The sequence below is a fragment of the Desulfobulbaceae bacterium DB1 genome, assembly GCA_001914235.1.
GTDB lineage: Bacteria > Desulfobacterota > Desulfobulbia > Desulfobulbales > SURF-16 > DB1.
In genome coordinates, this window is sequence record MQUF01000003.1 from 249,257 (window position 1) to 273,252 (window position 23,996).

A 23,996-nucleotide genomic window follows, 5' to 3' on the forward strand; every position below is an offset into this window, starting at 1 on the left:
GGCGCGCCCTTCATGGGCAATGTTTCCCCAAAGGGAGAACGCGAAACCGCTATTTTTCCTGATTGACTTTTTCTTTCAATTCCTTGCCGACCTTGAAAAAAGGAAGTTTTTTCGGCGGTACTTCGATCTTTTCGCCCGTTTTCGGATTGCGGCCGTGATACGCCTCGTATTCCTTGATCACAAAACTGCCAAACCCGCGGATCTCGATACTTTCCCCGGCAGCCAAGGTTTCAATCATGGTTTCCAGAATTGTATTTGTTATGGAGCTCGCTTCTCGATGAGGCAGATTTTCCTTCTGGGCGATGGCCTCAATCAATTCTGACTTGTTCATCATTGTCTCCCGACGTCTCAGTTAAAAACAAAGCCAAACCTTCTTCCTAGGACATAACTCCATGATTTAATTAGAGATGTCGCGAAAGGAGATATTGCACCCCGCCTCTCACTTAATGGCTAACCACCCGACATTGCTCCATTTTTCAGAAGTTGAAAATATCTTATACAGATAAATGCCGGAATGTAAAGGGATTTTGCAAAAAAAAGACTTTCAGGATGAAAAAATTTTCTCAATATCTTTTTTCCGGAGAATTCTGAATTTTCCGGAGGGGAGGGAACCAAGCTGCAGATTGCCGTAGGAAATACGCTTCAAGGTCAGCACCCGATGGCCGATGGCGGCGCACATTTTCCGCACCTGGCGCTTTCGCCCCTCATGAATGGTAATCTCGAGCAGGGAAAAACGCGGATTATGCTGGAGAACCTTGACCGATGCCGGTGATGTCCGGCGGCCTTCGACCATAACGCCGTTCTCCAGCAGTTTGATTTTCTCGGCGGAGGGACTGCCGGCAACCTTGGCCACATATGTTTTCTTCACCTCGAAACTGGGGTGAAGAATGCGCTGGGCCAGTTCACCGTCGTTGGTAAGAAGCAACGCCCCTTCCGTATCCAGATCGAGTCTCCCCACCGGGAAAACCCGCTGACCGATGCCGGGCAGAAGGGAGGTGACAATCGGCCGCCCCTGGGGGTCATGAAGGGTGGTGACATATCCAGTCGGCTTGTGCAGCAGGATATAGATCTTTTCCTCGGATGATTCGATGGATTTGCCGTTCAGGCGGATCTGATGGGAGGCGGGATCAATCTTAATGCCCATATCGGTCACCACCTCTCCATCAATGGTGACCAGGCCCTGCCGGATATACTCCTCCGCCTTGCGGCGGGAAGCGACTCCTGAGCCGGCCAGTATCTTTTGCAGACGTTCTTTCATTTCAGGAGTGGGAGGAATAAACAGAAAAAATTACTGATAATCGCCCCTGCGGAATTTTGCCGCCTCAACATAGGAAACCGAGGCAACCCGGTCCAGGAGATTGGCAAGCGGATCGCCTTGCGGCAATTGTTCCTTCAGGGAAAGAAGAGAGCTGGTCTCTTCTTCCAAGGACTCGACAAAGGGAGTCAGGGATTCGCCGGACAGGGAGAGATCATTGATGGCGGAACCGAAAGATTCGAGACTGTTGATGGTCGCCTCGGCCAGGGAAAGACTTTCAAGGCGAAGGGCGGGAGAAACCGGCACGGCACCGGTCCGCGCGGCGGAGGCCACTGCGGACGAAGCGGACACGGACTGCACCTGTGCATCCAGCAGCTGCTTGAAATCAGCTCCGGAGATGGGCTTTGCGCTTTTCTGCTCGACCTTGCCGCTATTTTGTGTGCCCTGCAGATTGTTTATCTTCATTATGTCCTCCACGCTGCGCTGAATACCTGCCGTCAACGCATTTTATCTCATCTTCGCCGTATACTCCAGTTTCAATATAACCTATCGGCAAAAAAAAATTACCCATTAAAAAAATCAACGTAAATTATTCGGCAAAACAGCATCTATTTTTCCATCCACCAATTTTTTGGTATCAGGATCCACCTCAAGCACATGGGGATACCATGGTTTCATCCGACAATCAAAAACAATGGGCGGCACCAGCCCCACATGAAACCGATGCACCTGGTGGCTGGCCGCATAAATATCGCCAGCCGGCTCAAATCTGGTAAAAAAGGTCCAGACGAATTCCTGCAGATTCACCGTCGCTTCTTTCAGGCTGTCAACCAGCAAAACCACCGGCCAGCCGGCAAAGCAAGGATCTGCCGCTATCCGCCGGGGTAATTCCTTTTCTTCCCCATACCCTTCCCCTTCCACCACCAGTGTGCCCGGCAGATAGGCCGAGGCGGCACGGCATCCCTTGGGCAGATCGCCATGAAATGACCGGGGCAGAACAGTGCGCGGCTCGCGACCAAGCCCCATCAGCAGAGCCTTGGAGCCGTTGTTCACCGACGGGCCGGTATAATCGAGGGTATCCTGGGAAACGTTGGCAAAAACAAAAAGATCACGCCGCCAATCCACCCGCTCCAGCACATGGGTCCACAATTCGCGGAAATCTTCAATATTGATATCGCCGTCGGTGATGATAAGAAATTTTGTCAGGGAAAGCTGGCCTTCACCCAGAATGCGCAATCCGGCGGCAAAGGATTCACGGGGGTAGCGGTCCGTTACCCGGGCCGCGGCCAGGCAGTGAAAACCGGCCTCGCCAAAAGTTTTCAACTGCTTGACCCCGCTCATCACCAGGGGGAAAAGGGGAGAAAGCAGGTCCTGCAGAAAATCGCCGATATAAAAATCCTCCTGTTTCGGCCGTCCGACCACCGTGGCCGGATAAATCGCATCCCGTCGATGATACAGGCGATCCACCTGGAACACCGGGTAATCATGGGTCAGGGAATTATACCCGTAATGGTCGCCGAACGGCCCTTCCGGACGGCGCATGTGCGGCGGCACGGAACCCTTGGCCGCAAACTCGGCAAAGGCAACCATATTATGACCGCCTGCCGGGTCCTTGACCATGGGCAGCTTTCCGCCGAGCAGCAGGGAGGCGAGCATCAATTCCGGCAGATTTTCCGGCAGCGGGGCAATGGCCGACATGATAAGCGCCGGCGGCCCGCCGATGTAAAGCGTCAACGGCAAACTTTCATTGCGGCGCTCCGCTTCATGATAATGATAGCCGCCGCCCTTGTGAATCTGCCAATGAATACCGGTGGTCTGCTCATCAAAACGCTGAATGCGGTACATGCCGAGATTGTGCCCACGCCCGCCGGGATGCTCGGTGTAAACCAGCGGCAGGGTGGCAAAGGCGCCGCCATCGGTTTTCCAGGAGGTGAGCATGGGCAGCTCATTCAAGCGGGCCGGAGAAAAACAGCTGTCAAGTATCGGCCCGTTCTTCACCACCCTGGTGCCGATTTTTGTCATCTGCGGCACCAGGCCGCGCATGGACCAGAGCTTGCCCAAACTCGGCGGCATAAACGTCTCCGCCGCCCGCACCAGATCCTTGACAAAATCCTGAGCCCGATGGCCAAAGGCTATTTCCATTCTTTTCTTGGTACCGAAGAGATTTGTCGCCACCGGAAACCGGCTGCCCTTCACCCGTTTAAACAGCAGGGCCGGTCCCCCCTGGGCGATGACCCGTCGATGTATTTCGGCTATTTCCAGATAGGGATCAACCTCGATGTCCACTTCAAGCAGGTCGGATTCCTGCCGCAGGACGTCAAGATAGGCATGCAGGTCATGGATAATCGGAGCTTTCATGCTTTTTCCTCGCCAAGAAAAAGATTGTGATACTCTGTTTCACTGAGATGTTTTTTCATAAGCCCGGTGAGAAAATCAACCGTAGCCGAGATATCCCCATCCGTCATGCGGGGGATCAGCGTTTCCAACAGATGCGGCCGGCTGAACATCTGTAAAAAAACAGCCAGCGAGCATTCATCGGTGTCCCGATTCAAACCAAAGCATATTTCCGAGGAATTCATTTTTTCAAAAAAAGGAGAGCTTTTCATGGCTACCACTCCAGCCTTCTGATATATTTATAAAAGTGATACAAAATGTTCTCGAGAATACCGGGCGCCCCATTTCAAAAAAAACGGCAACGAATCAGCACATGGCAGCCAGTCCCCAAAATGAACTTGTCTATAACGGCTGGGTCGAACACCAGGCCGGCTATGAGCACACCCGCTCGGAACGGATCATCCGGCACATGATGAACTGGCTGCAGAAAAACCGCCTTTTCGTCACCGTGCTCCATAAGGGGTACCAGTCAGGCGGCACCCTGGTGATCAACGCGGACGACACAACAATCACCCTTGACAAACCGCGCGATTGGCCCGGCAGCCACACAGCCGTCCGGGTTGTTTTCCGCAACCAGACAAAACTATGGTGCCATTTCAGCGGAGAAATAACCGTTGCCACGGTTGACACCCTGCAGCTCAAATTTCCCGAAGAACTGTTCATGCTGCAACGCCGCCGGCATTACCGCATCAATGTGCCGGCCGGCAGCAGCGTTACTTTCCTGTATAACCAGAAAAAGTGCAAGCTTAATATAGAAGACCTGAGCGCCGGCGGCATGCTGCTTTGCACCAAGGACATCACGGGGCTTCCCCAGCCCCGGCATACCATCAAAAACATCAGCCTCACCATCCCCTCCGACGACAAGGTTGCCGGGGCTGAAAACGGGTTGCTGCGCTTCCAGGTCAAGGAGGCTGAAGTGGCCCGTCTTTTCCGCAACGAGACATCCCGCACATTCTGCCTGGGGGTGGTTTTTTCCCTGACCCCGGCCGAAGAGGAACGGATCATGAAATATATCCGGCAACGGGAACTGGCCCTGCTGCGCAAGGGCGTTCACGAGTGAGTTCAGCCGGAGGCGCGTCAGACAAACCGGTAGTGCACCTTTCTCGTGCGCGGCCCGTCAAATTCACAGAAAAATATCTTCTGCCAGGTGCCGAGCTGCAGGCGGCCGCTGTCGATAAAAACCGTGAGTGACGAGCCGAACAGCGAGGCAAGCACATGGGACGGGGAATTCCCTTCCAGGTGGCGGTATTGCAGGTCAAAGGGGATCATCTTCTTCAAGGCCGTGACGATATCCGCCTGCACGGCCGGATCCGCCCCCTCGTTGATAGTCAGACCGGCAGTGGTGTGGGGATTATAGAGATAACAGACCCCATCCGTCACCTTGCTTTCGGCCAGCGCCTTGGCGATGCCGGGGGTGATATCGACCAGCTCCATAAAATCGGATGTCCCGACGGAAATTGTCCCTTTATGCATTCTTCACCTCCAAAAAATGTGTATAATAACTTCATCTCTTCAATTTTGTCTCAATTATGAGATGACGCAGGAGACGAAATTGGGTATAGGCTATCTTGAAAAATGCGCCCTGCGAAGCAAGTTGCAAGACAAGACCGGCGCAAGGTCCGCACGTGACCGTCATTCTTTACCGCATTTGCATGGGGAGGGTACCATGATTGACACCATACTCAAGAATCTTGAATGGCTTGGCCATGACGCCTTCCGCCTCACCGCCGGCGGAAAAACAATCTACTTCGACCCCTTTCAGCTTACCGGCACACACGCAGCGGCCGACTACATCCTTGTGACCCACTCCCATTTCGACCATTGCTCTCCCGATGATATCGGCAAAATCATGCAGGAGTCAACCGTCATCATCACGGGAGCAGACTGCGCGGCAAAACTGTCCGGCCGGAGACAAACAGTAAAACCAGGCGACACCTTCACCGGTGAGTCCATCACCATTGAGGCGGTGCGGGCCTATAACACCAACAAGGATTTTCATCCGCGAAAAAACAACTGGCTGGGCTTTATCGTCACGGTTGCAGGCGTCCGCATCTATCATGCCGGCGACACGGACCATATCCCCGAAATGGCGGACATCCAAGCCGATATCGCCCTGCTGCCCGTGTCCGGCACCTATGTCATGACAGCGGTCGAAGCAGCGGAGGCAGCTCTTGACATCAACCCCGCGGTGGCCGTGCCCATGCACTTCGGCTCCATTGTCGGCAAGCAGACGGATGCCGAACTTTTTGCCGAAAAACTGGCGAATAAAATCAGGGTTCACATCCCGACCAAAAAGTAAACAACGTGAATTATTTTCCAATCAGTCTTGATATTCGCAACCGCCTCTGTATCGTGATCGGCGGAGGCAAGGTTGCAGCGCGCAAAGTCAGCGCCCTGCTGGCAAGCCATGGCAAGGTGGCACTGATCAGCCCGGAACTCGACGACGAACTCGCGGCTCTTGCCGCGGAAGGCGCGATTCAATGGCTGCAACGGGAATACCGGCAGGGAGATCTGTCCGGCGCCTTTCTCGTTATCGCCGCAACCGACGACAGTGCCGTGCAGCAGGCCGTTCACCGCGAAGCCGAAGCCGGCAACATCCTGCTCAATGTTGCCGATGTCCCCAAATGGTGCAATTTCATTCTGCCTGCCACCGTGCGCCGGGGAGACCTGACCATTTCCGTGTCAACCGCCGGAAAAAGTCCGGCCCTGGCCAAGCAGCTCCGCCGGAACCTGGAAAAGGAATATTCCGACGACTACGACCTCCTGCTGCAGGTGCTCGGCCGGCTGCGCCCCATTGTCCTGGATATGGGCTTTCCTCACAAAAAAAATAAAATTCTTTTTGAAAAACTGCTGCACAGAGATATGATTGATTGGCTCAGACAGGAAAACTGGCAGGCGCTGACCGATCATATCCGCGCCGTTCTCGGCAAGGATGTTCCGCTGGAACGACTGACCGGACAGGCGGAATAAAGGGCGAATCATTTTTCACGACACACCCGCCCCCCCTGCGGCAAACGGCTGCAGCGAGGCAAGTCGACGAATGATGCAACAATGAACACAGGCTCAACAGTGCATGATAACCACATGATTTATCGTCACCTCAATCCGGCGTCACGACTTTTTGTAAAATGAAGTCAACAATTTTCGGAGAATAGCCGCATGCTTTTTACCCTTTCATTTATCATTTACCTTTTCGCCACGGCGACATACATTGCCTTTTTCGTCACCCAGAACAAGAAAATCCGCTCCTCGGCCCGCTGTCTTCTCTTCGGAGCCGGAGCAATTCACACGGTAACCATCATCAGTCGCTACCTGGTGGCCGGACACACCCCGCTCACCACCCACCACGACACAATTTCCTTTTTTGCCTGGTCAATGACCTGGGCCTTTCTTTCCTTCCGCTGGCGCTATCAGGTTAAAAATTTCGGCACCTTTGTCTCGCTGGTGATCAGCGCCCTGATGACGGTTGCCGCCCTTTCCTCGCAGAGCATCGCGGAGCTGCCGCCGGCCCTGCAGAGCGCCTGGCTGCCGATTCATGCAAGCATTGCCATCCTGGCCGACGGTTTTCTGGCCATGGGCTTTTGCAGCGGCCTGATGTATCTCCTGCAGGAACGGGAACTGAAGAACAAACGATTCGGCGTCTTTTACAGCCGCCTTCCTTCCCTTGATGCGCTGGACACCTTGATCCACCACTGCCTGACAGTGGGCTTCCCCCTGCTCACCCTGGGTATCATCACCGGTTCCTTCTGGGCCAAACAGGCATGGGGCTCATACTGGCACTGGGATCCGAAGGAAACCTGGTCTCTTATCACCTGGTTTATCTATGCAGGCATGCTGCACCAGCGCTTTATCGCGGGCTGGCGGGGAAAACGAGCCGCCATTCTCGCCATCATCGGTTTTATGTCCGTCCTGTTCACCCTTTGGGGCGTGACCTTTCTGCTGTCAGGAGTTCATTCATATGTCCGCTGATTCCATTCTGGTTTTAGGAGTAAATCATAAATCAGCCCCTGTTGAAGTACGGGAGCAATTGGCCTTCACCGATGATCCGGAAGCGCCGTTTCGCAATATGAAAGCCATAGATGACTGCGCTGAATTCTGTTTCCTGTCAACCTGCAACAGGGTTGAAGTCATTTTCACCACCGGCAACCAGCAGCCGTGCATCGACGCCATCAAGAAAGCCCTTTTCGCCAAAAGCACCATTCAGCACGCCGACATCGACAAATTTATTTATCTGCACAGCGGCGCCGATGCGGTTAATCACCTTTACCGCGTGGCCGCAAGTCTCGATTCCATGGTGGTCGGCGAACCCCAGATTCTCGGCCAGCTGAAAGAGGCCTACCGCAATTCCTCGGAACGGCAGTGCACCGGCGTCACCCTTAATCGCCTGCTGCACAAGGCTTTTTCCGTGGCGAAACGAATTCGCACCGAAACAAACATCGGCAGCAGCGCGGTTTCCATCAGTTATGCGGCGGTTGAGCTGGCCAAAAAGATTTTCGGTTCCCTCAAGGACAAAAAGGTGCTGCTGGTGGGCGCGGGCGAAATGGCGGAACTGGCGGCCGAACATCTGATCAATCAGGGCATTTCCGAAGTAACCGTTGCCAACCGCACCCTGGAACGAGCCGTCAACCTGGCCAAGCGGTTCAACGGCAAGGCGGTGGGACTGCCGGAACTGCACAGCCAGATGGAGCTGGTTGACATCATGGTGAGCTCCACCGGGGCAAGCGGCCTGATCCTGCACCAGGAAGAGGTGAAGCCCATCATGAAACAACGGAAAAACCGCCCGCTTTTCCTGATCGACATTGCCGTCCCCCGCGATCTGGACCCCAAATTAAATGATCTGGACAACGTTTACCTTTACGACGTGGACGACCTCAGCCAGGTGGTGGAGGTCAACAAGGCGGAAAGGGAGCAGGAGGCTTTGCGGGCCGAACGGATCGTCACGGAAGAGACCCTTAAATTTCTTCAGTGGCTGGAGGACATGCAAATCACCCCCACCATTGCCGCTCTCCGACGCAAGGCAGACCTCATTGCCAGGGCGGAACTCGAAAAAACCCTTTCGCACTCCAACCTGACCGCCAAAGATATCAAATCCATCGAAAAAATGACGGGCGCAATCATCAACAAGCTGTTGCACGATCCCATCCTCTTCCTGAAACAAAATCATACCTCGGAAGACAAGCGAGCCAAACTGGACTTCACCCGGAAATTCTTCGGCCTTGACCTGGAAAAAGAGGACTAAGGTTTTCTTGACAACGGCATCTTTCGGTGCTATTTTACCAAATTCATTTTAATGTGTTATTTTTTTGAGAGGGGAAGCGCTCCTGGTTCCTTGCTTTGGAAACAGACACCGCATGATTCGTGAGCATTCCCGTTTTTATTGACAAGCCGCCAAAGACAGGCAAATAATTTATTGAAGGAAAATCGTTATGAGCAAACGTACTTTTCAACCCGGCAATTTGAAACGCAGCCGCACCCATGGATTCCGCGCCAGAATGAAAACCAAAAACGGCCGCGCCATTATCAACCGACGTCGCGCCAAGGGACGAGAGCGCCTTTCGGCATAAGTCTCCAGGACTGTGCCGGACACGACAGAGGAAAAAACACTGCGGCTGCCCAAAACAGCTTTGCTCGGCAAAGCTGAAGAATTCCAGCGAGTTTACCGGAAAGGCAAGCGGTTTCGGGGCAAAGAGTTCAGCGTCATCGTCCTGCCAAACGGTTTACCCACGAGCCGCCTGGGAATCAGTGTGCATGGTGTCAAGAGAGCGGTCAAGCGAAACAGAATCAAACGCATCATCCGCGAATTTTATCGTTTCCACAGGCGGTTTATCACTCCCTCGTCCGACATTATCATTGCTGTCCGCAAGGATTTCCCACCCTCTTCCCCCCTGGAGGTGGCAGAGCTGATCAAGCCGCTTCTTGTCGGGCCGTCACGGTCGTAAGCATTGTCCAGACGCCTCCATTTAGTCGTATGACCGGGGCTGCAAACTCCGACCCTGGGTTATGGTGAACAGGTCAACATGAAAAAGCTGCTGCTCCTTCTTATCCGCGGATACCAGACTCTTCTTTCTCCCGTGTTGCCGCCCACCTGCCGCTTCACCCCTTCCTGTTCACATTATGCCCTGGAGGCAATAAACCAACACGGAGCCATAAAAGGCAGCATCCTTGCCGGCTACCGCATTCTCCGCTGCCACCCCTTCTGTCGTGGCGGTTACGATCCCGTTAAAAAATAAAGGAAAAACCATGGAGACCAAGAGAGCTTTTCTTGCCATTGTGCTATCTCTCCTCATACTTTTAGGCTATCAATATTTCTTTCTGCCGCAGCAACAAACGATTGAGCCGACCGAAACCACGGCGGAGCAGACGCAGCAGCAGGAACCAGTCCCCGCTCTTCAATCAACCGCCCCGGTCAAATCAGTTGCCGGCGCCATTGCAACCCCTGACGCGCCCGTTCCTCCGGCCCCGTCCAGGGAAGGACGCGATATTGCCGTTTCCACCGCTCTTTATTCCGCCGTTGTTTCTGAAACAGGCGGCGGCATCAAAAGCTTTACCCTGAAAAAATACCGGGAAAGCCTGGCAAAGGATTCCGGCGCCAAAGAACTTATCAAGACAACCGCTCCGCAACAGCTTCCGCTTTTTTTCACCTGGGGTGAGGAGCCGGAAAATGCCGCGGCTCCGCTTTTTCTTGCCGATACCGAAAAAATTCAGGTGTCCGGATCCGACCAGAAACTGACCATGCACAGCCTGCTGCCCTCCGGTCTTGAGATGACCCGGACGATGCTTTTTTCCGAAAACGACTATCTGATTCATCTGACCATTGATGTGCGCAACACATCCGGCGAGCATCAGCTGCAGGGCGCGCCTTACCTGGCCATGACCAACAGGCCCTTTTCCCCGGAGGATGAAAAAAACACCTTTGTCTTTATTGGCCCTGCCCTCTTCAAAGACGGCGTTCTTGAGGAAATCAAGCCGGATGACCTGAAAAAAGGGAAACAGACCCGCAACGGCACGCTGGACTGGGTGGCCTATGAAAATACCTATTTCATGACCAGCGTCATTCCCGACAACGACGGCCCGTCGAGTGTTCACTTCGGCCTGACCGGCGAAGACACCATTTCCAGCGTCCTGAGCGGCGACATGGTCGTCCTCCCTCCCGGCGGCCAGAAACGTTATTCGTATATCATCTACTTCGGCCCCAAGGAGCTGAGCACCCTGAAGACGGTCGACCACAATCTGGACAAGATCATCAACTTCGGCTGGTTTGACGTGCTGGCCAAACCCATGCTCTACCTGCTCAATTTTCTCTACGGCTTTGTCCACAATTACGGTCTGGCGATTATTCTTGTCACCGTGATCATCAAGGCCCTTTTCTGGCCCATTGCCCACAAGGGCATGAAATCCATGAAAACCCTGCAGAAACTGCAGCCGAAAATGGCCAAACTGCGGGAAAAATACGGCAATGACAAAGAAAGACTGAACAAGGAAATGATCCAGCTGTATCAGACGTACAAGGTCAACCCCATGGGCGGCTGCCTGCCGATGCTGCTGCAGATTCCTGTTTTCTTCGCCCTGTACAAGGTTCTTCTCCAGACAATAGAATTGCGCCACGCGCCCTTCATGCTCTGGATAACCGATCTTTCCGCGCCCGACCGGCTCTTTATCGGTTTTGATATTCCGATATTAGGCGGTATTCCGGTCCTGACCCTGCTGATGGGGGCCTCCATGTTTCTCCAGCAGAAAATGACCCCCACCACCGGTGATCCGACCCAGGCGAAAATCATGATGTTCCTGCCGGTGGTTTTCACCTTTATGTTTCTCAACTTTGCATCAGGGCTGGTTCTTTACTGGTTTGTCAACAACCTGTTAGCCATCGCGCAGCAATATGCGATTAATCGAGCGGACTGACGGCACTCTGCGCTAAACCGCACCGCGCTTACCCTTGGATTATACCGTTATTTCTTTTGGAGAACCGAATGTCCACGAAACTCGAATTTAAAGGCAAAGACATTGATGAAGCCATCAGCAAGGCATGCAAAAAGCTTCACGCCCCCCAGGAAGAACTTGCCATTGAAATCATCTCAACCGGCTCCTCCGGCATCTTCGGCCTCTGTAAAAAGCAGGCCGTTATCCGAGCTGGAAAAAAATCGGCAAAAAGCGAAACCCAGGTAAACGAAAAAAGTCAAACGCCTTCGCGCCCGGAGCCCGCTCCTGCGCAGGAGGCGCATGACGAAACCGCGGAACAAGAAGGAAGGGCTGAAACGCCTCCCGCCTCAACCGAAAAGCAACCTGCCCGGGAAAACAGGAAAAGGGATAAAGAAAGCGAGACTCCCCTGGAACCTCTGACTCCGGAAATTCTCGACCAGATAAAAAACGACCTCAACCAGCTGCTGACCCTGATGGGTTTCCCTTCCGAACTGGAGATTGAAGAAAGAAAAAACAAGGCCTACGTCAAAATCTCCGGAGAACACAGCGAAGAACTTACCGGCAATGACGGCCAGGCACTGGACAGTATCCAGTACCTGATGCGCAAAATCATCGGCAAGAAATTCCCACAGAAAATTCTGTTTGCCATAGACGCCGGCGAATTCCGGGAAAAACGGAAAGGCGAACTCCAGGAACTTGCCCTGAAACTTGCCGAAGAAGTCAAGGAAACGGAAAAAACCAGGACCATTCCCGCTCTCAATCCTGCTGAACGGCGCATCGTTCACCTGGCCCTGCAGGATGACAAAACCATCCGCAGCCGCAGTGTCGGTGACGGTCTTTTCAAGAAAATCCTCATCTATCTTCCGGGCAAGGGCCGGCCCCGCCAGTCGGGGCCGCGGCGGAAAAATCGCAAAAATTGACAATCCCGTCCGGATCGCCGATAATGGTGGCAATCTTTCAGCCGTTGTCACGAAAGAGCACAGCCACCCGGCTGCCCGGAATGAAATAAGGAGCCGAAACGGATTTTCGCGGAAAGCGACAGGGTGTTTTCGTTACGGCTCCTAACTTTATGGTGAATATAGCCCGCCGCGATGTCTGAAACCACGACCGACACCATTGCATTGCCAAGCGTTGATGCGACCATAACCGCCATCGCCACCCCTCCCGGACCGGGAGGGATCGGCATTATCCGCATCAGCGGCAGCCGGTCCCTGCGGATCCTCACCGAAATCTTTTCTCCCGCGACCCCCCCGGCATCATTCCTCAGTCACCGGCTCTGCTACGGCTGGATCAAAAATCCCCGTACCGGCCGGATAATCGACGAGGTGCTGGCTGTTTTCATGCGCGCTCCCCGCACCTACACCAGGGAAGATGTCGTTGAAATTCACTGCCACGGCAGTTTTCTGGTTCTCCAGGAAATACTGGCGCTCATCATTAACCTCGGGGCCGTTGCCGCCGAACCGGGCGAATTCACCAAAAGGGCCTTTCTCAACGGCCGTATCGACCTCACCCAGGCGGAAGCGGTTATCGATCTGCTCCAGGCCAAAACAAGCGAGGGTCTGGGGATGGCCATGGCCCAGCTGCAGGGACGGATGGGCGAGCTGGTGAGCGGCATCCGTGCCTCGCTTATCAACCTGCGGGCGATTATCGAAGTCGCCATCGATTTCCCGGATGACGACGTGGAGATCATCAAGGCCGAGGCCATGGGGCGCCAGCTGGAGGATGAGATCATTCTTCCCCTGCGCACATTGATTCAATCAGCCGGCCAGGGGAAAATCTTTCGGGACGGCATCTCGGTCATCATCCTCGGCCAGCCCAATGTCGGCAAATCAAGCCTGTTGAACGCGCTGCTCAAGGAGGAACGGGCGATTGTCACCGCGGTTCCAGGCACGACCCGCGACACCATAGAGGAATTTCTCGACATCAAGGGCATTCCCGTGCGCATCGTCGATACCGCCGGCATCCGCGACAATGCGGAAGAGGTTGAGGAAATCGGCATCGAACGCGCCCGACGAAAACTGGCGCAAGCCGATGTGGTGCTGCTTCTGGTGGACGGCACCCAACCGCCCCAACCAGCCGATATCAAGCTGTACGAATCAATCGGCTCAAAAAAGCGACTGCTGCTCATCAATAAAACAGATATTGCCGAACCGTCGGCTTCATTGTTTCGCCAGGCCTTTCCGGACACCGCCCCCATTCATATTTCCGCCAAAACCCATGCCGGTATCGACGATTTGGAAGATGGCCTGTTTCAACTGGTCACCGGCACCGCGCATTGGGACCCCGGCCATTCCTGCATTCCCAACGTCCGGCATCGAACTTCTCTTGAAAAAGCGCTCAATGCATGCGAAAATGTTAAAAATGGCCTCACGACCGGGCTGCCGGCCGATCTGCTGGCCATTGAACTGCAGACCGCCCTTGACCATCTGGGCGATATTATCGGCGAAACGACCACGGAAGACATACTGGACGTGATCTTTGAGCAATTCTGCATAGGAAAATAATGAATGAAGCAGAAACAAGAAAGCAGCAGCGCCTTTGACCAGCAGGTAAATTTCCTGAAAAAGATCCCTTTTTTCCAGGATTTCGACGACCATGAACTGAAACAGCTGCTGGCGGTGAGCCGCTGGCTGAAGGTGCCGACCGGCACCCAGATCATCAAGGAAGACACCCTGGAAAAGGTCTTTTACATTCTGGTCAAGGGAACTGTTTCCGTTTTCATCACCACCGAAAACGGCCAGAACGTCGAACTGACCAAACTCTCCACCGGGGCCACCTTCGGCGAAATGGCCCTGGTCGGGGAAACGAGAAGAACGGCCGGGGTAAAAACAACCTCGGACTCCTATATCCTCATGGTTGAGCCCGACATTTTAAATCAGGCTTCCGTCTTTCTGCAGCTCAAATTCTATCGCCGCTTCTGCGAAATCCTGGTAACCCGCCTGATCGCCGCAAATAAACGAATGGGAGATCTTTCCGCCGCCGCCTCGGAATCCGGGGAAACAAAACCAACCGTCTCGCCAAGCCTCCAGGCACCACCTGTCGGTCCCAAACCGGCTTCCCCGGCGTCACCATTCCAACGGCGGGCGGCGGCAAAACCTGCCCAGCCCAAAACCGCCGGCGAAATCAATACATCCGGCCTGCCGCCTGTCCCCAAGCCCCAAGCCGTTGCCAGGGGGAAAATGCAGCGACGTATCGTCGGCAACATTGACCTGCCGATCAACCCGGCGGTTGCGGCGCGCCTCTCGTCCTTTCTTGTCGGCGACTGCGACGATACCAGACGATTTGCCGACCTTATTTCCTCGGACCCCATGCTGGCGGCCAAGGTGATCCAGCAGGCCAACTCCTCTTTTTTCCGCAGAACAATGACGGTCAATTCCGTGCCTCACGCCATGGTCACCATGGGGATTAAAAATCTGCAGGAAGTTGTGGCGGCGGAAACAATGAAGGTCTTAAACGAAGAAAATCTTTTCGGAGGATTCGGTCAACTGGCGGATTCGTTCTGGCTGCACTCGGTGGCCGTCGGCCGAATTGCGGAAATACTGCGCGATGCGATTCGCATCAATATTTCGGATGATATCTATCTCGCCGGATTGTTTCATGACCTGGGAAAACTGGCGCTTGACCGGCATGAAGTCAATTTTTATCCCCAGTTGCTGCGACCGGATTTCATCAAATCAAATATCAGCCAAGCCGAGCAGGAGTATATCGGCACCGATCACGGCCAGGCCGGCTATTGGCTGGGCGAAAAAATGGGGCTGCCCAAACCCTACCTTGACGTGATGCTGTATCATCACACGCCGGAAAAGGCGCGGGAGAACATTCTGCTGGTGGCCCTTATCCACCTTGCCGATATCTTTGCCAAGGAAAGAGGCATCATGATGGGGAGGGCCGGAGCCCCCTCCGTCTCACCGGCTTCTTCCTTCGGCTGGGTGATGCTGCAGGAGCAGCACCGCCCCTTTATCGACGTCAATGTCGATAACTTCATTCAATCATTCAACGAGGAACTGGACCGGATGTGGGGTGATATTTCCACCCTGCTGGTCATCTGACCGGATTAAGCCGCTGTCGATAAATGACATGGCCGAATGCCCGGAACAACGGCATTAGGAGCCGCAAGAAAGAGCGGTGAAGCGACCCGTGTTTCGTAACGGCTGCTAATCAACCGGCTCAAAGGCATCCTTTTCCGCACCGCAGACCGGGCAGGTCCAGCCGTCCGGCAGATCCTCAAAAGCGGTCCCGGCGGCAACACCGCTGTCCGCATCACCTACCGCCGGATCATAGATATAGCCGCACACCGAGCATCGATATTTTTTCATGTTTTTTCTCCTGTTCTTTTTGCGCCCCCGCGGGAGCTCTGGAAAACGGCAACGGACGAGGGCATTGACATAGATGTAAAACTTCCGTAAAGAATAGCAGGAAGAAAACGTTATCGTCAATGCAAAATCGCCGGGACCGCTGATCGCGCCTGCCCGCTGAAAGCAACCGGGGTGCCGGGAGCCTACCATTTTTTTATGCCGTCACACTCAGGAGGATACCAATGAACACATTGTCCTTTCGCGTCACAAAACGATGGTCGTCGACGATAATTCTCTTTTCTTTCGTTTTCCTGCATGGTTCCATTGCAGGCGCCGTGCAGCCGCAACCGCGTGTTTCGCCGCCGGATATGACGATCTCCGAAATCCTCAATTCCAAGGAAACGTGTGAAGAATGTCATGCCAGGGTAAGTCGACGAATCTTCACCGAGCACAAGGAAAGCGCCCACGGCCGAGAAGGAGTGGGATGCGTTGACTGTCATGGCGCCGATCATCAAAATATGCCTGCAGCCACGGCCAGAAAAGCCTGCGAACAATGCCATCCACGGGAAACAGCCGAATACCTCGCCAGTGACCACAGCAAAACATGGGAGAATATGCAGGCAAGCGCCAGATACATGAAACAGCCCGCCGTTGTCCGGGCGCAGGGCTGTGAGGCCTGCCACGGGATCGGCGCCGGCAGTGACGACGGCCGCTGTGATTTCTGCCACAACAAACACAGTTTCTCCAAGGAGCAAGCCCGTCGGCCGGAGGCCTGCTATACCTGCCACATGGGACCGGATCACCCGCAGATGGAGGCATACATCAAATCAAAACACCATCAAACAAAAGCGACCTGCACCGGCTGCCATTTCCCCAACACCCATAACGCCAATCAGAATCTCGACAGGCTTTCCTCCAGCCCCATGGAAGCGCTGTGCAATGAATGCCACGAACCAAGCTTTAACAAACAATGGCTTGACGGCGCCGAAATGCTTGAAAAGCAGGGTGAAATGCTTCTGCAGCAGGGCCGTGCCATTATCAAAAAACTCGGACAGCAGGGACTTCTCCATCCCGCTCCCGCTGACCGGGAAGCCAACCCTGTTGAAGGCAAAACCCTTGTGCTCGGAGGCCATCAGCTCTATGAAGACACATCCAGAGCCGAAAAACTCTATTTTGAGATGCACAAGTATCTGCAGATTCACCTTGCCCAAGGGGCATATCACCAGGACTTCAAGATGGCCGCCTATAAAGGCTTGATTCCCATGCGAAATTATCTGGTTGAACTTGAGGCCGAGGCGCTGCTGCTGGAAGAGTTGGCGGCAAAAAAAGAATCGCTGACCCCGATTACATCATATACCACGCCGCGCGATACGACGGACATCGCGCAAAGCACCTACGAATCATCCTTCCACGGCGTGCTGCCGGCCGGCGGCATGAAACCTGATTGCACCACCTGCCATGGGGCTGACACAGCCGCCCCCCGTGCAGCGGAGGAGATGGCCGGAATATGCGGAACCTGCCACACCAAAAAACAGACCGAAGCCTTCAGCCGTGATTTTGCCGCCATAAAAAACCATGCCGCAACCCTGAGCCAAGCCGCTCGCCTTCTCGTCGAAGATATGACAGGCAAAGGAATACTCAAGAAAAACTCAGACGGTGCGCTGGAATTGAATTTCACCCTGGAGTCCAACGTCAATCAATTCGTTGCCCGGACCATTGCCGAACGTTTCCGTTTTTATCTGCACGATCTGGATGTCAGTCTCAAGAATATGATTATCGGTGTCGCCCATTCAAATCCGGATTACGCCCACTGGTACGGCAATGCCCCGGCCAAAAGCGACCTGATAGAAATAAGGGATGCGGCCCATAAGCTGGAGCAGATCCGTGCCCAATACGGCAAGCGATCCCCGCAGACTGCCCGTTAACATGGAAGGAGGATTCGCAACGGTGGAAAAAGGCGCCGCGCCGGAGGCATTGACTTCTGCGCGAAACTCCCGTAAAAAGAAAGCAAAAAGAAACGATCAGCGTCAATTCCGGATATCACCTCATCCCGTGCCACTGCCATGAAAAAAATCATCTTGGACCGTCAAAAAATCGCAGAAAGGGTGACGGAACTCGGCCGCCAAATCAGCCACGACTTCCGCAACGACCAGCTCATCCTGATCGGCGTCCTGAACGGCGCCTTTATCTTCATGGCCGATCTGGCCCGCGCCATCGACCTGCCGCTGCAGATCGATTTTATCCGGGTGGCAAGTTACGGCATGAAAAGCTCATCAGGCCGGCTCGCTTTCATGAAAGACGTGGAACTCCCTCTTGACGGCAAAAATATTCTGCTGGTGGAAGACATTATCGACACCGGCCGGACCATTACCCGCCTGAAACAGCACTTTCAGGCCAAGGGCGCGGCAAGCGTCCGGGTCTGCGCCCTTATCGACAAAAAGGAACGGCGGGAGGTGGAGGTCGAGGCGGATTACACCGGCTTTTCCGTTCCCGAGGGCTTTCTCGTCGGCTACGGGCTTGACTTTGCCGAACAGCACCGCAACCTTGCCGATGTTTATCACCTGGACCCTGCCGGGGAGTCGTGATCATGCACCCCACCCTGCAGGACCGGGACCGCAAGCATCTGTGGCACCCGTACACCCAGATGCACGACTATGCCGACCGCGACCTTCTCCTCATCGACCGGGCCGACGGGCTGATGCTCTACGATGACAAGGGCCGCGGTTATTATGACACCATTTCTTCCTGGTGGTGCATCCTGCACGGCCACAACCATCCAACCATCACAAAGAAAATCAAGCGGCAACTGGACCGGCTGGACCAGGTGCTGCTGGCCGGCACCAGCCACGCCCCGGCAATCGAACTCGCCGAAAAACTGATTAAAATCACCCCGCCGGAGCTGACCAAGGTTTTTTATTCGGACAACGGCTCCACTGCCTGCGAGGTGGCCCTGAAAATGAGCCTGCAGTACTGGCGGCATCGCGGCCGGCCGGAACGCAACCGCTTTGTCGCCCTGGAACGCGGCTACCACGGCGACACCATCGGCACCATGAGCCTCGGCGGCGTGCCTGATTTTCACCAGGAATTTGCCGCAATCCTCTTTGATTCCCACACCGTTCCGTCGCCTTCCTGCTACCGCTGCCCCATGCAACAACAGCCTGCCGACTGCCGTCTGGAGTGTCTCGACCCCCTGGAAAAACTGCTGGACGAGCAAGGAAACACCATCGCCGCCATGATCATCGAGCCGCTCATCCAGGCGGCGGGCGGCATGCGCATCTATCCGGCGCGGTACCTGAACAGGCTGGCGGAACTGACCGCCCGCCACTCCGTTCATCTTATCCTGGACGAGGTGGCCACCGGTTTTGGCCGCACCGGCACGATGTTCGCCTTTGAGCAAGCCGGCATCACCCCCGACTTTCTTTGTCTTTCCAAGGGCCTGACCGGCGGCATGCTGCCCATGGCGGCGACCGTCACCACCGATGCCATCTATGACGCCTTTTACGGGCCGTACACCGAAAACAGAACCTTTTTCCACGGACACACCTTTACCGGCAATCCGCTGGCCGCGGCCGCCGCTCTCGGCTCCCTGCAGGTATTTGCCGACGAAAAACCCTTTGAGCGCATGGCCGCCACCATTCCCCATCTGCACCGGAAAATGGCCCGTTTTCTCGATCTTCCCTGGGTGGGCGACCTGCGCTGCTTGGGCATGATCTGCGCCTTGGAACTGGTAAAGGACAAAGCGAGCCGCGAACCGTTCACCTTTGCCGAGCGGGTGGGCTGGCCCATCTACCTCAAAGGCCTGGAGGAAGGCCTCATCCTGCGCCCCTTAGGCAACATCATCTATCTCTGGCTGCCCCTCTCAGCGACAACAGCCGATATTGACGACATTACGGAAAGAATGTGGCGGGTTCTTTCCGACGAGAGGAATATTTCCGGCCGGCGGAAAAAATGAAATCATCTTTCCCGTATTGATCTTTTCAGGAAAGACTGCTATTTTGCATTCATTCACGATCATCAAGCGCCCGTAGCTCAGCTGGATAGAGTACCGGACTTCGAATCCGTGGGTCGGGAGTTCGAATCTCTCCGGGCGCGCCAGTAAATTCAAGAGGTTACGCCAATCTGACGTAACCTCTTTTTTGCTATGTGTGAGAATTCGTGTGAGACTTTTGCCTGGCAAGCTCTTAAGCTGCTATCGCCTGTCGCTCCGAATCTCCGATACTGTGCAAGTAGATCTCGGTTGTGGAACGGTTCTCGTGACCGAGAATTCGCTGGATTGAGCCGATCGACACATTGAAGCTTTCCATAACGGGTGCGCCGGCATGCCTTAACGCCTGAAACCGGAAATATCTCACCCCAGCCTTTGCGCATAGGGTTCTCATGATCTTTTTCCGATCAAGATAAGGCCCTTCCACAAAACGATTTTCTTTTCTGCTCCAGTATCGATGCCAGAATACCCACGGTTTTTCTGGAGATCACGCTTCTCATGCCTGCCTGATAAAACTTCATACAACTGGTTGGACATTGGCACCCTTCCGGGAGTGAGGTGGCCGCCTTTCTTTTTTCCGGTTGCACCTTTGGCAATAGCAATCCTGCATGTATTATTTGCTTTCCACTATTTTTATACTGAAGTCTTTGATCTAACCGGCTGCCTCCTTTTTGGAGATCCGGGTTGAGCTGCTGGTTTGGCGCTTTGCATTTGAGGCCTGTTCTCCCGCTATATCAAGCAGAATCTCAGGATGCCGGGAAACAACCTGCAAGAGTACACGCGCAGGCCCTTCCGGTTTACGGCGCCCCTGTTCCCAGTTACGCAACGTCCCCACGCTGATGCCAACAAGGTGTGCAAATTTATCCTGAGAGAGACCGAACTGTTCACGCAGAGCGCGAACCTCGGTCTCAGGAAATTCAAATGAACGAGAAGGCTGCATTGAGCCTTTCATGATTGCCGCCCCCTGCTTCACGCTTTCCAGCAGTTCTTTAAAAAGTTCATCATTCATGATATTCCTCCTCAACGATCATCCTAAGCTGTTTAAGTTGGTCGGGCGTTAAATTGTCCTGCATGTTCTTTGGATAGATGAACAGGAGTATAATAGTCCCTTTGGCGGTGAACCAATAATAGATTACCCTCAGGCCACCTCGTTTGCCGCGTCCTTCCGCCGCCCAGCGCAATTTACGAAGACCACCACTGCCGGGTATAATCTTACCTGCATCAGGCCTCTCAAGTAACATATTCTGGAACTGACGGTACTCTTCATCCGAAAGAGCAGAGAGAAGCTGTTTGGTGAAAATTGGCGTTTCGACGATGATCATAAATTATATATACGTCATTGGCGTAATTGTGTCAACTGGTGATCGGGGCATTATCTCATGAAACACAATGCGAGTTGAACTGAATTCCGGAAAAATTTCCGAGGAGAGGTATAAAATATTGGACGCCTACCAATTTCACACCATCAGAAAAGTCAACATGTCCCCGGCCTGATTCAAGTCAAGAGAACCCCAATCCCGAAATCAAATATATTTTCAATCCTGAGTCAATGGTGACACTTTTCAAATGACTATTAGGTTGTTCTTTCGATGGAGAAGGACTATTATCAAATCACAGAATCACGTTTCCGTGTGAGAATTCATGTGTGAAAAATAATCCAAAATCAATGGGATTCTCAGTTATTTACTAAAATACAGAAAATTTAATCTATGTTATTTCATTAAGTTACAATATAATGAGGATGATGAAGCCCGGAAGATAATGACTTCGAATCCGCGGGTCGGGAGTTCGAATCTCTCCGGGCGCGCCAGTAATCTCAAGCGGTTAACCGATTAACGGTTAGTCGCTTTTTTATTTTCTTGTATTTTTGCTCCAAATTCGCTCCACCAAGAGAGAAGTTTTTCAACTCGAAATGGAGATCAAAAATTATGTCCGCGATGAAAAAGCGCGGACCGCACCAGCGGGAAGCCCGAGTGCGGGAAAAAAGGCATTATCTGCCATCTTATTTTTTTTATGATGAAGATCGAGTCCGTTTTCGTTGAAGATCCTTCTTGATCATCGGCGAGTCGAAACCTTTCGTGCTCGATCTCGTATTCGGTCTTTAATTAAGGAAATAGTTGCGTGCAAATGGAACTTGACAACAATGAACCCGATCATTAAAAAACTTGTAATTTCTTTCTTGCTTCTTGCTCCTCGTGTGCCTAGCGGCACGAGTCTTGTTGCTTTCTTGGTGCCGGTTCTGCCGGGTTAGGATCCTGAAGATGCCAAAGGTTCACGTTGTCCGACAGGGGGAATATCTTTCAAAGATCGCATCGGAAAATGGTTTTTCGAGTCACAAGGCCATCTGGGACCATCCCGAAAATGCGGAGCTCAAAAACAAACGGGGGAACCCCAATGTCCTCTTTCCGGGGGACCGTATTTTTATTCCTGACAAGGAAATCAAGGAAGAGCCATGCGCAGGAGAGCAGCGGCATCGTTTTCGATACCACGGAGAGGTTCTGATGCTGCGAATCGTTATTAAGGACGCCGAAGATCAACCCATTGCCGACACCTCCTGCGAACTGCGGCTGGGTCTCACAAAGTATCCGCTGACCACGGACAGTAACGGCCGCATTGAACAGCGGATTCCCATGAACGCGACCAGCGGAAAGCTCACGATTCAGGACACGGAGATCCCGCTCGAAATCGGCCGTTTAGACCCAGTCGAAGAGCCGACTGGGTGGCAGTCGCGTCTCCATAACCTGGGATACAACGCAGGGCCCATGGGGTGCATCAAGGAACAGCAGATTCGTCTGGCTGTTGAGGAATTCCAATGTGACTTCGGGCTTAAAGTGGATGGAGACTGCGGCCCCAACACGCAGGCCAAACTCAAGGAAATCCACGGATGCTAGAAGTATGGACGCAGGAGGTCCCGAGAACCTCGGTCCGGCTCGAACTAACAGGTGTAGCAGATGGCCAATGAAAGCAGCGGGGTTCGAGGGACATCACAAGGTGGCTTGTCGGGCGAACATCCTCAACGAAAGTTTCAGCGGGTCCTGGTGGCCCCGTCGAGTGACGGCGAATATAATACCGTAAAAGTGGCCCTTGTCCCTGTTGCCTGCTGGAGAGTCGATGACATTCGGTTCGAGTTCGCCTCCTCTTTCATCAAGCCGGAAGCAACGGACGAGTTCCAAGAGCTTGACGCTCTCCGAAAGGATCATCCCTATGCTCCCTTGTCGATCTTCGGGCATGCCGATCCCGTGGGGGACGACGCGTCCAACAAGACCCTTAGTGGACGTCGCGCCCAGGCTGTCTATGGGATGCTGGTCCGCAACACCGATCTCTGGGAGGACCTCTATAAGAACCCTTGCGGGCAAGACAAATGGGATACCGACGAAATCCAGATCATGCTCTCGTCCTTGGGTTATTACAGAGGGCCCATCACCGGGAAACAAGACCCGGATACCCTGGACGCTATTAAGGCGTTTCAGCGAGAACAGGGACTGGATGATGATGGAGATCCTGGGTCCCAAACCCGCCCCAAGCTATACAAGGCCTATATGGACCATGTCTGCGTGGACAAGAAGGGTGAACCCTATCAACTGGCCCACCAAGAAGACTTTCTGGCACGGGGGGCGGACCCGGGCGGCAGGGGTGATTACCAGGGTTGCAGTGAGTTCAATCCTTGCCTGCTTTTTTCGCAAGAGGAGGAAGCAGAATACCAAAAATCTCCAAACAGGGAAAAGAGGAACGCCGAGAACGCCCCGAACCGCCGAGTCATGATTTTTTTATTCAAACCCGGAAGTAAAATCGAGCCAAGCCGCTGGCCCTGTCCGCGCGCCAAAGAAGGTATAGCCGGCTGTAAGCGCTGGATTTCCCAGGAAGGGGAGGCGCGCAGGAGCACACGACATCCGACCGAGCGGCGTGAAATCGACAAAGGAGATAACACCTTCGGCTGTATCAAGTATATTCGATGGGCAATAGACTCTCCTTGTGAGGGCTGGAAACCGGAGCCGCCATCGGTCTATGAGGAGTCCATAGAACTCGGCAAGGACGCCATCGGGGTGCCCTCTGTTTATGAGGAGACCATAGAGCTCCGGAAAGATGGGGCGGTGATTCCATCCGTCTCTCCGGAGTCTATTGTTCTTTCAAAGGCATAGGAAAAGCG

The 23,996-nt window shown here is 53.8% G+C and carries 27 protein-coding genes and 1 tRNA gene; 18 read left to right on the forward strand and 10 right to left on the reverse strand.

Going from position 1 to position 23,996, the window contains the following annotated elements:
* Positions 1-49: 49 nt before the first annotated feature.
* The 5 genes from BM485_03510 to BM485_03530 form a co-directional block, all read right to left on the reverse strand.
* Entirely contained in the window at positions 50-331 is a 282-nt protein-coding gene (locus BM485_03510) for an integration host factor subunit beta (GenBank protein ID OKY76323.1), read from the reverse strand.
* Positions 332-544: 213 nt separating this feature from the next.
* On the reverse strand, positions 545-1,258 hold the full coding sequence (locus tag BM485_03515; GenBank protein ID OKY76324.1) for a pseudouridine synthase: 714 nt from the start codon (positions 1,256-1,258) through the stop codon (positions 545-547).
* 30 nt (positions 1,259-1,288) lie between these two features.
* Positions 1,289-1,723, reverse strand: a complete 435-nt coding sequence (locus tag BM485_03520) for a hypothetical protein (GenBank protein OKY76609.1) — start codon at positions 1,721-1,723, stop codon at positions 1,289-1,291.
* 111 nt (positions 1,724-1,834) lie between these two features.
* Positions 1,835-3,613: a 4-hydroxybenzoate decarboxylase gene (locus BM485_03525; protein OKY76325.1), complete on the reverse strand. Its 1,779-nt coding sequence runs from the start codon at positions 3,611-3,613 to the stop codon at positions 1,835-1,837.
* Complete coding sequence (locus BM485_03530; GenBank protein ID OKY76610.1) at positions 3,610-3,834, reverse strand: hypothetical protein; 225 nt, start codon at positions 3,832-3,834, stop codon at positions 3,610-3,612. Before BM485_03530 ends, BM485_03525 begins: the two co-directional genes overlap by 4 nt.
* Positions 3,835-3,962: 128 nt before the next feature.
* Here BM485_03530 and BM485_03535 point away from each other — a divergent pair, with 128 nt between their 5' ends.
* Positions 3,963-4,709: a hypothetical protein gene (locus BM485_03535; GenBank protein OKY76326.1), complete on the forward strand. Its 747-nt coding sequence runs from the start codon at positions 3,963-3,965 to the stop codon at positions 4,707-4,709.
* 17 nt (positions 4,710-4,726) lie between these two features.
* Here the strand turns inward: BM485_03535 and BM485_03540 are convergent, their stop codons facing one another.
* Positions 4,727-5,122 (reverse strand): hypothetical protein, encoded by a 396-nt coding sequence (locus BM485_03540; protein ID OKY76327.1) that lies wholly within the window; start codon positions 5,120-5,122, stop codon positions 4,727-4,729.
* A 193-nt stretch (positions 5,123-5,315) separates the two neighbouring features.
* On the opposite strand from BM485_03540, the gene BM485_03545 reads away from it, so the two are divergent.
* The 11 genes from BM485_03545 (at position 5,316) to BM485_03595 (ending at position 15,618) form a co-directional block, all read left to right on the forward strand.
* Positions 5,316-5,948 (forward strand): Zn-dependent hydrolase, encoded by a 633-nt coding sequence (locus tag BM485_03545; GenBank protein ID OKY76611.1) that lies wholly within the window; start codon positions 5,316-5,318, stop codon positions 5,946-5,948.
* Between the two features lie 5 nt (positions 5,949-5,953).
* Positions 5,954-6,619: a siroheme synthase gene (locus BM485_03550; protein ID OKY76328.1), complete on the forward strand. Its 666-nt coding sequence runs from the start codon at positions 5,954-5,956 to the stop codon at positions 6,617-6,619.
* Between the two features lie 189 nt (positions 6,620-6,808).
* On the forward strand, positions 6,809-7,618 hold the full coding sequence (locus tag BM485_03555) for a c-type cytochrome biogenesis protein CcsB (GenBank protein OKY76329.1): 810 nt from the start codon (positions 6,809-6,811) through the stop codon (positions 7,616-7,618).
* Positions 7,608-8,888 (forward strand): glutamyl-tRNA reductase, encoded by a 1,281-nt coding sequence (locus BM485_03560; GenBank protein OKY76330.1) that lies wholly within the window; start codon positions 7,608-7,610, stop codon positions 8,886-8,888. Before BM485_03555 ends, BM485_03560 begins: the two co-directional genes overlap by 11 nt.
* Positions 8,889-9,075: 187 nt before the next feature.
* A complete protein-coding gene (locus BM485_03565; protein OKY76331.1) occupies positions 9,076-9,213 on the forward strand; it encodes a 50S ribosomal protein L34 in 138 nt (45 codons plus the stop codon).
* 45 nt (positions 9,214-9,258) lie between these two features.
* Positions 9,259-9,588, forward strand: coding sequence for a ribonuclease P protein component (locus tag BM485_03570; GenBank protein OKY76612.1), 330 nt, complete (start codon positions 9,259-9,261; stop codon positions 9,586-9,588).
* A 78-nt stretch (positions 9,589-9,666) separates the two neighbouring features.
* On the forward strand, positions 9,667-9,879 hold the full coding sequence (locus BM485_03575; protein OKY76332.1) for a membrane protein insertion efficiency factor YidD: 213 nt from the start codon (positions 9,667-9,669) through the stop codon (positions 9,877-9,879).
* A gap of 10 nt (positions 9,880-9,889) precedes the next feature.
* On the forward strand, positions 9,890-11,551 hold the full coding sequence (locus BM485_03580; protein OKY76333.1) for a hypothetical protein: 1,662 nt from the start codon (positions 9,890-9,892) through the stop codon (positions 11,549-11,551).
* Positions 11,552-11,619: 68 nt separating this feature from the next.
* Positions 11,620-12,489 (forward strand): hypothetical protein, encoded by an 870-nt coding sequence (locus BM485_03585; GenBank protein ID OKY76334.1) that lies wholly within the window; start codon positions 11,620-11,622, stop codon positions 12,487-12,489.
* A gap of 171 nt (positions 12,490-12,660) precedes the next feature.
* Positions 12,661-14,073, forward strand: a complete 1,413-nt coding sequence (locus BM485_03590) for a tRNA uridine-5-carboxymethylaminomethyl(34) synthesis GTPase MnmE (protein ID OKY76335.1) — start codon at positions 12,661-12,663, stop codon at positions 14,071-14,073.
* A gap of 3 nt (positions 14,074-14,076) precedes the next feature.
* Positions 14,077-15,618: a hypothetical protein gene (locus BM485_03595; GenBank protein OKY76336.1), complete on the forward strand. Its 1,542-nt coding sequence runs from the start codon at positions 14,077-14,079 to the stop codon at positions 15,616-15,618.
* 105 nt (positions 15,619-15,723) lie between these two features.
* On the opposite strand, the gene BM485_03600 is transcribed toward BM485_03595, so the two are convergent.
* Positions 15,724-15,885 (reverse strand): rubredoxin, encoded by a 162-nt coding sequence (locus BM485_03600; protein OKY76613.1) that lies wholly within the window; start codon positions 15,883-15,885, stop codon positions 15,724-15,726.
* Between the two features lie 221 nt (positions 15,886-16,106).
* On the opposite strand from BM485_03600, the gene BM485_03605 reads away from it, so the two are divergent.
* The 4 genes from BM485_03605 to BM485_03620 all read left to right on the forward strand — a co-directional run bounded on the left by BM485_03605 (position 16,107) and on the right by BM485_03620 (position 19,959).
* Complete coding sequence (locus BM485_03605) at positions 16,107-17,789, forward strand: hypothetical protein (GenBank protein ID OKY76337.1); 1,683 nt, start codon at positions 16,107-16,109, stop codon at positions 17,787-17,789.
* A 138-nt stretch (positions 17,790-17,927) separates the two neighbouring features.
* Positions 17,928-18,449, forward strand: a complete 522-nt coding sequence (locus BM485_03610; protein OKY76338.1) for a hypoxanthine phosphoribosyltransferase — start codon at positions 17,928-17,930, stop codon at positions 18,447-18,449.
* Positions 18,450-18,451: 2 nt separating this feature from the next.
* On the forward strand, positions 18,452-19,816 hold the full coding sequence (locus BM485_03615) for an adenosylmethionine--8-amino-7-oxononanoate transaminase (protein OKY76339.1): 1,365 nt from the start codon (positions 18,452-18,454) through the stop codon (positions 19,814-19,816).
* Between the two features lie 66 nt (positions 19,817-19,882).
* Positions 19,883-19,959, forward strand: a tRNA-Arg gene (locus BM485_03620).
* Between the two features lie 86 nt (positions 19,960-20,045).
* On the opposite strand, the gene BM485_03625 is transcribed toward BM485_03620, so the two are convergent.
* The 3 genes from BM485_03625 to BM485_03635 form a co-directional block, all read right to left on the reverse strand.
* Complete coding sequence (locus BM485_03625) at positions 20,046-20,276, reverse strand: hypothetical protein (protein OKY76340.1); 231 nt, start codon at positions 20,274-20,276, stop codon at positions 20,046-20,048.
* Positions 20,277-20,501: 225 nt separating this feature from the next.
* Positions 20,502-20,858: a hypothetical protein gene (locus BM485_03630; GenBank protein OKY76341.1), complete on the reverse strand. Its 357-nt coding sequence runs from the start codon at positions 20,856-20,858 to the stop codon at positions 20,502-20,504.
* Complete coding sequence (locus BM485_03635) at positions 20,851-21,171, reverse strand: hypothetical protein (protein ID OKY76342.1); 321 nt, start codon at positions 21,169-21,171, stop codon at positions 20,851-20,853. Before BM485_03635 ends, BM485_03630 begins: the two co-directional genes overlap by 8 nt.
* 939 nt (positions 21,172-22,110) lie before the next feature.
* Here BM485_03635 and BM485_03640 point away from each other — a divergent pair.
* Together BM485_03640 and BM485_03645 are read left to right on the forward strand one after the other, a co-directional pair.
* Positions 22,111-22,740, forward strand: coding sequence for a hypothetical protein (locus tag BM485_03640; protein ID OKY76343.1), 630 nt, complete (start codon positions 22,111-22,113; stop codon positions 22,738-22,740).
* A gap of 60 nt (positions 22,741-22,800) precedes the next feature.
* On the forward strand, positions 22,801-23,988 hold the full coding sequence (locus BM485_03645) for a hypothetical protein (GenBank protein ID OKY76344.1): 1,188 nt from the start codon (positions 22,801-22,803) through the stop codon (positions 23,986-23,988).
* The last annotated feature ends 8 nt before the right edge of the window (positions 23,989-23,996 follow it).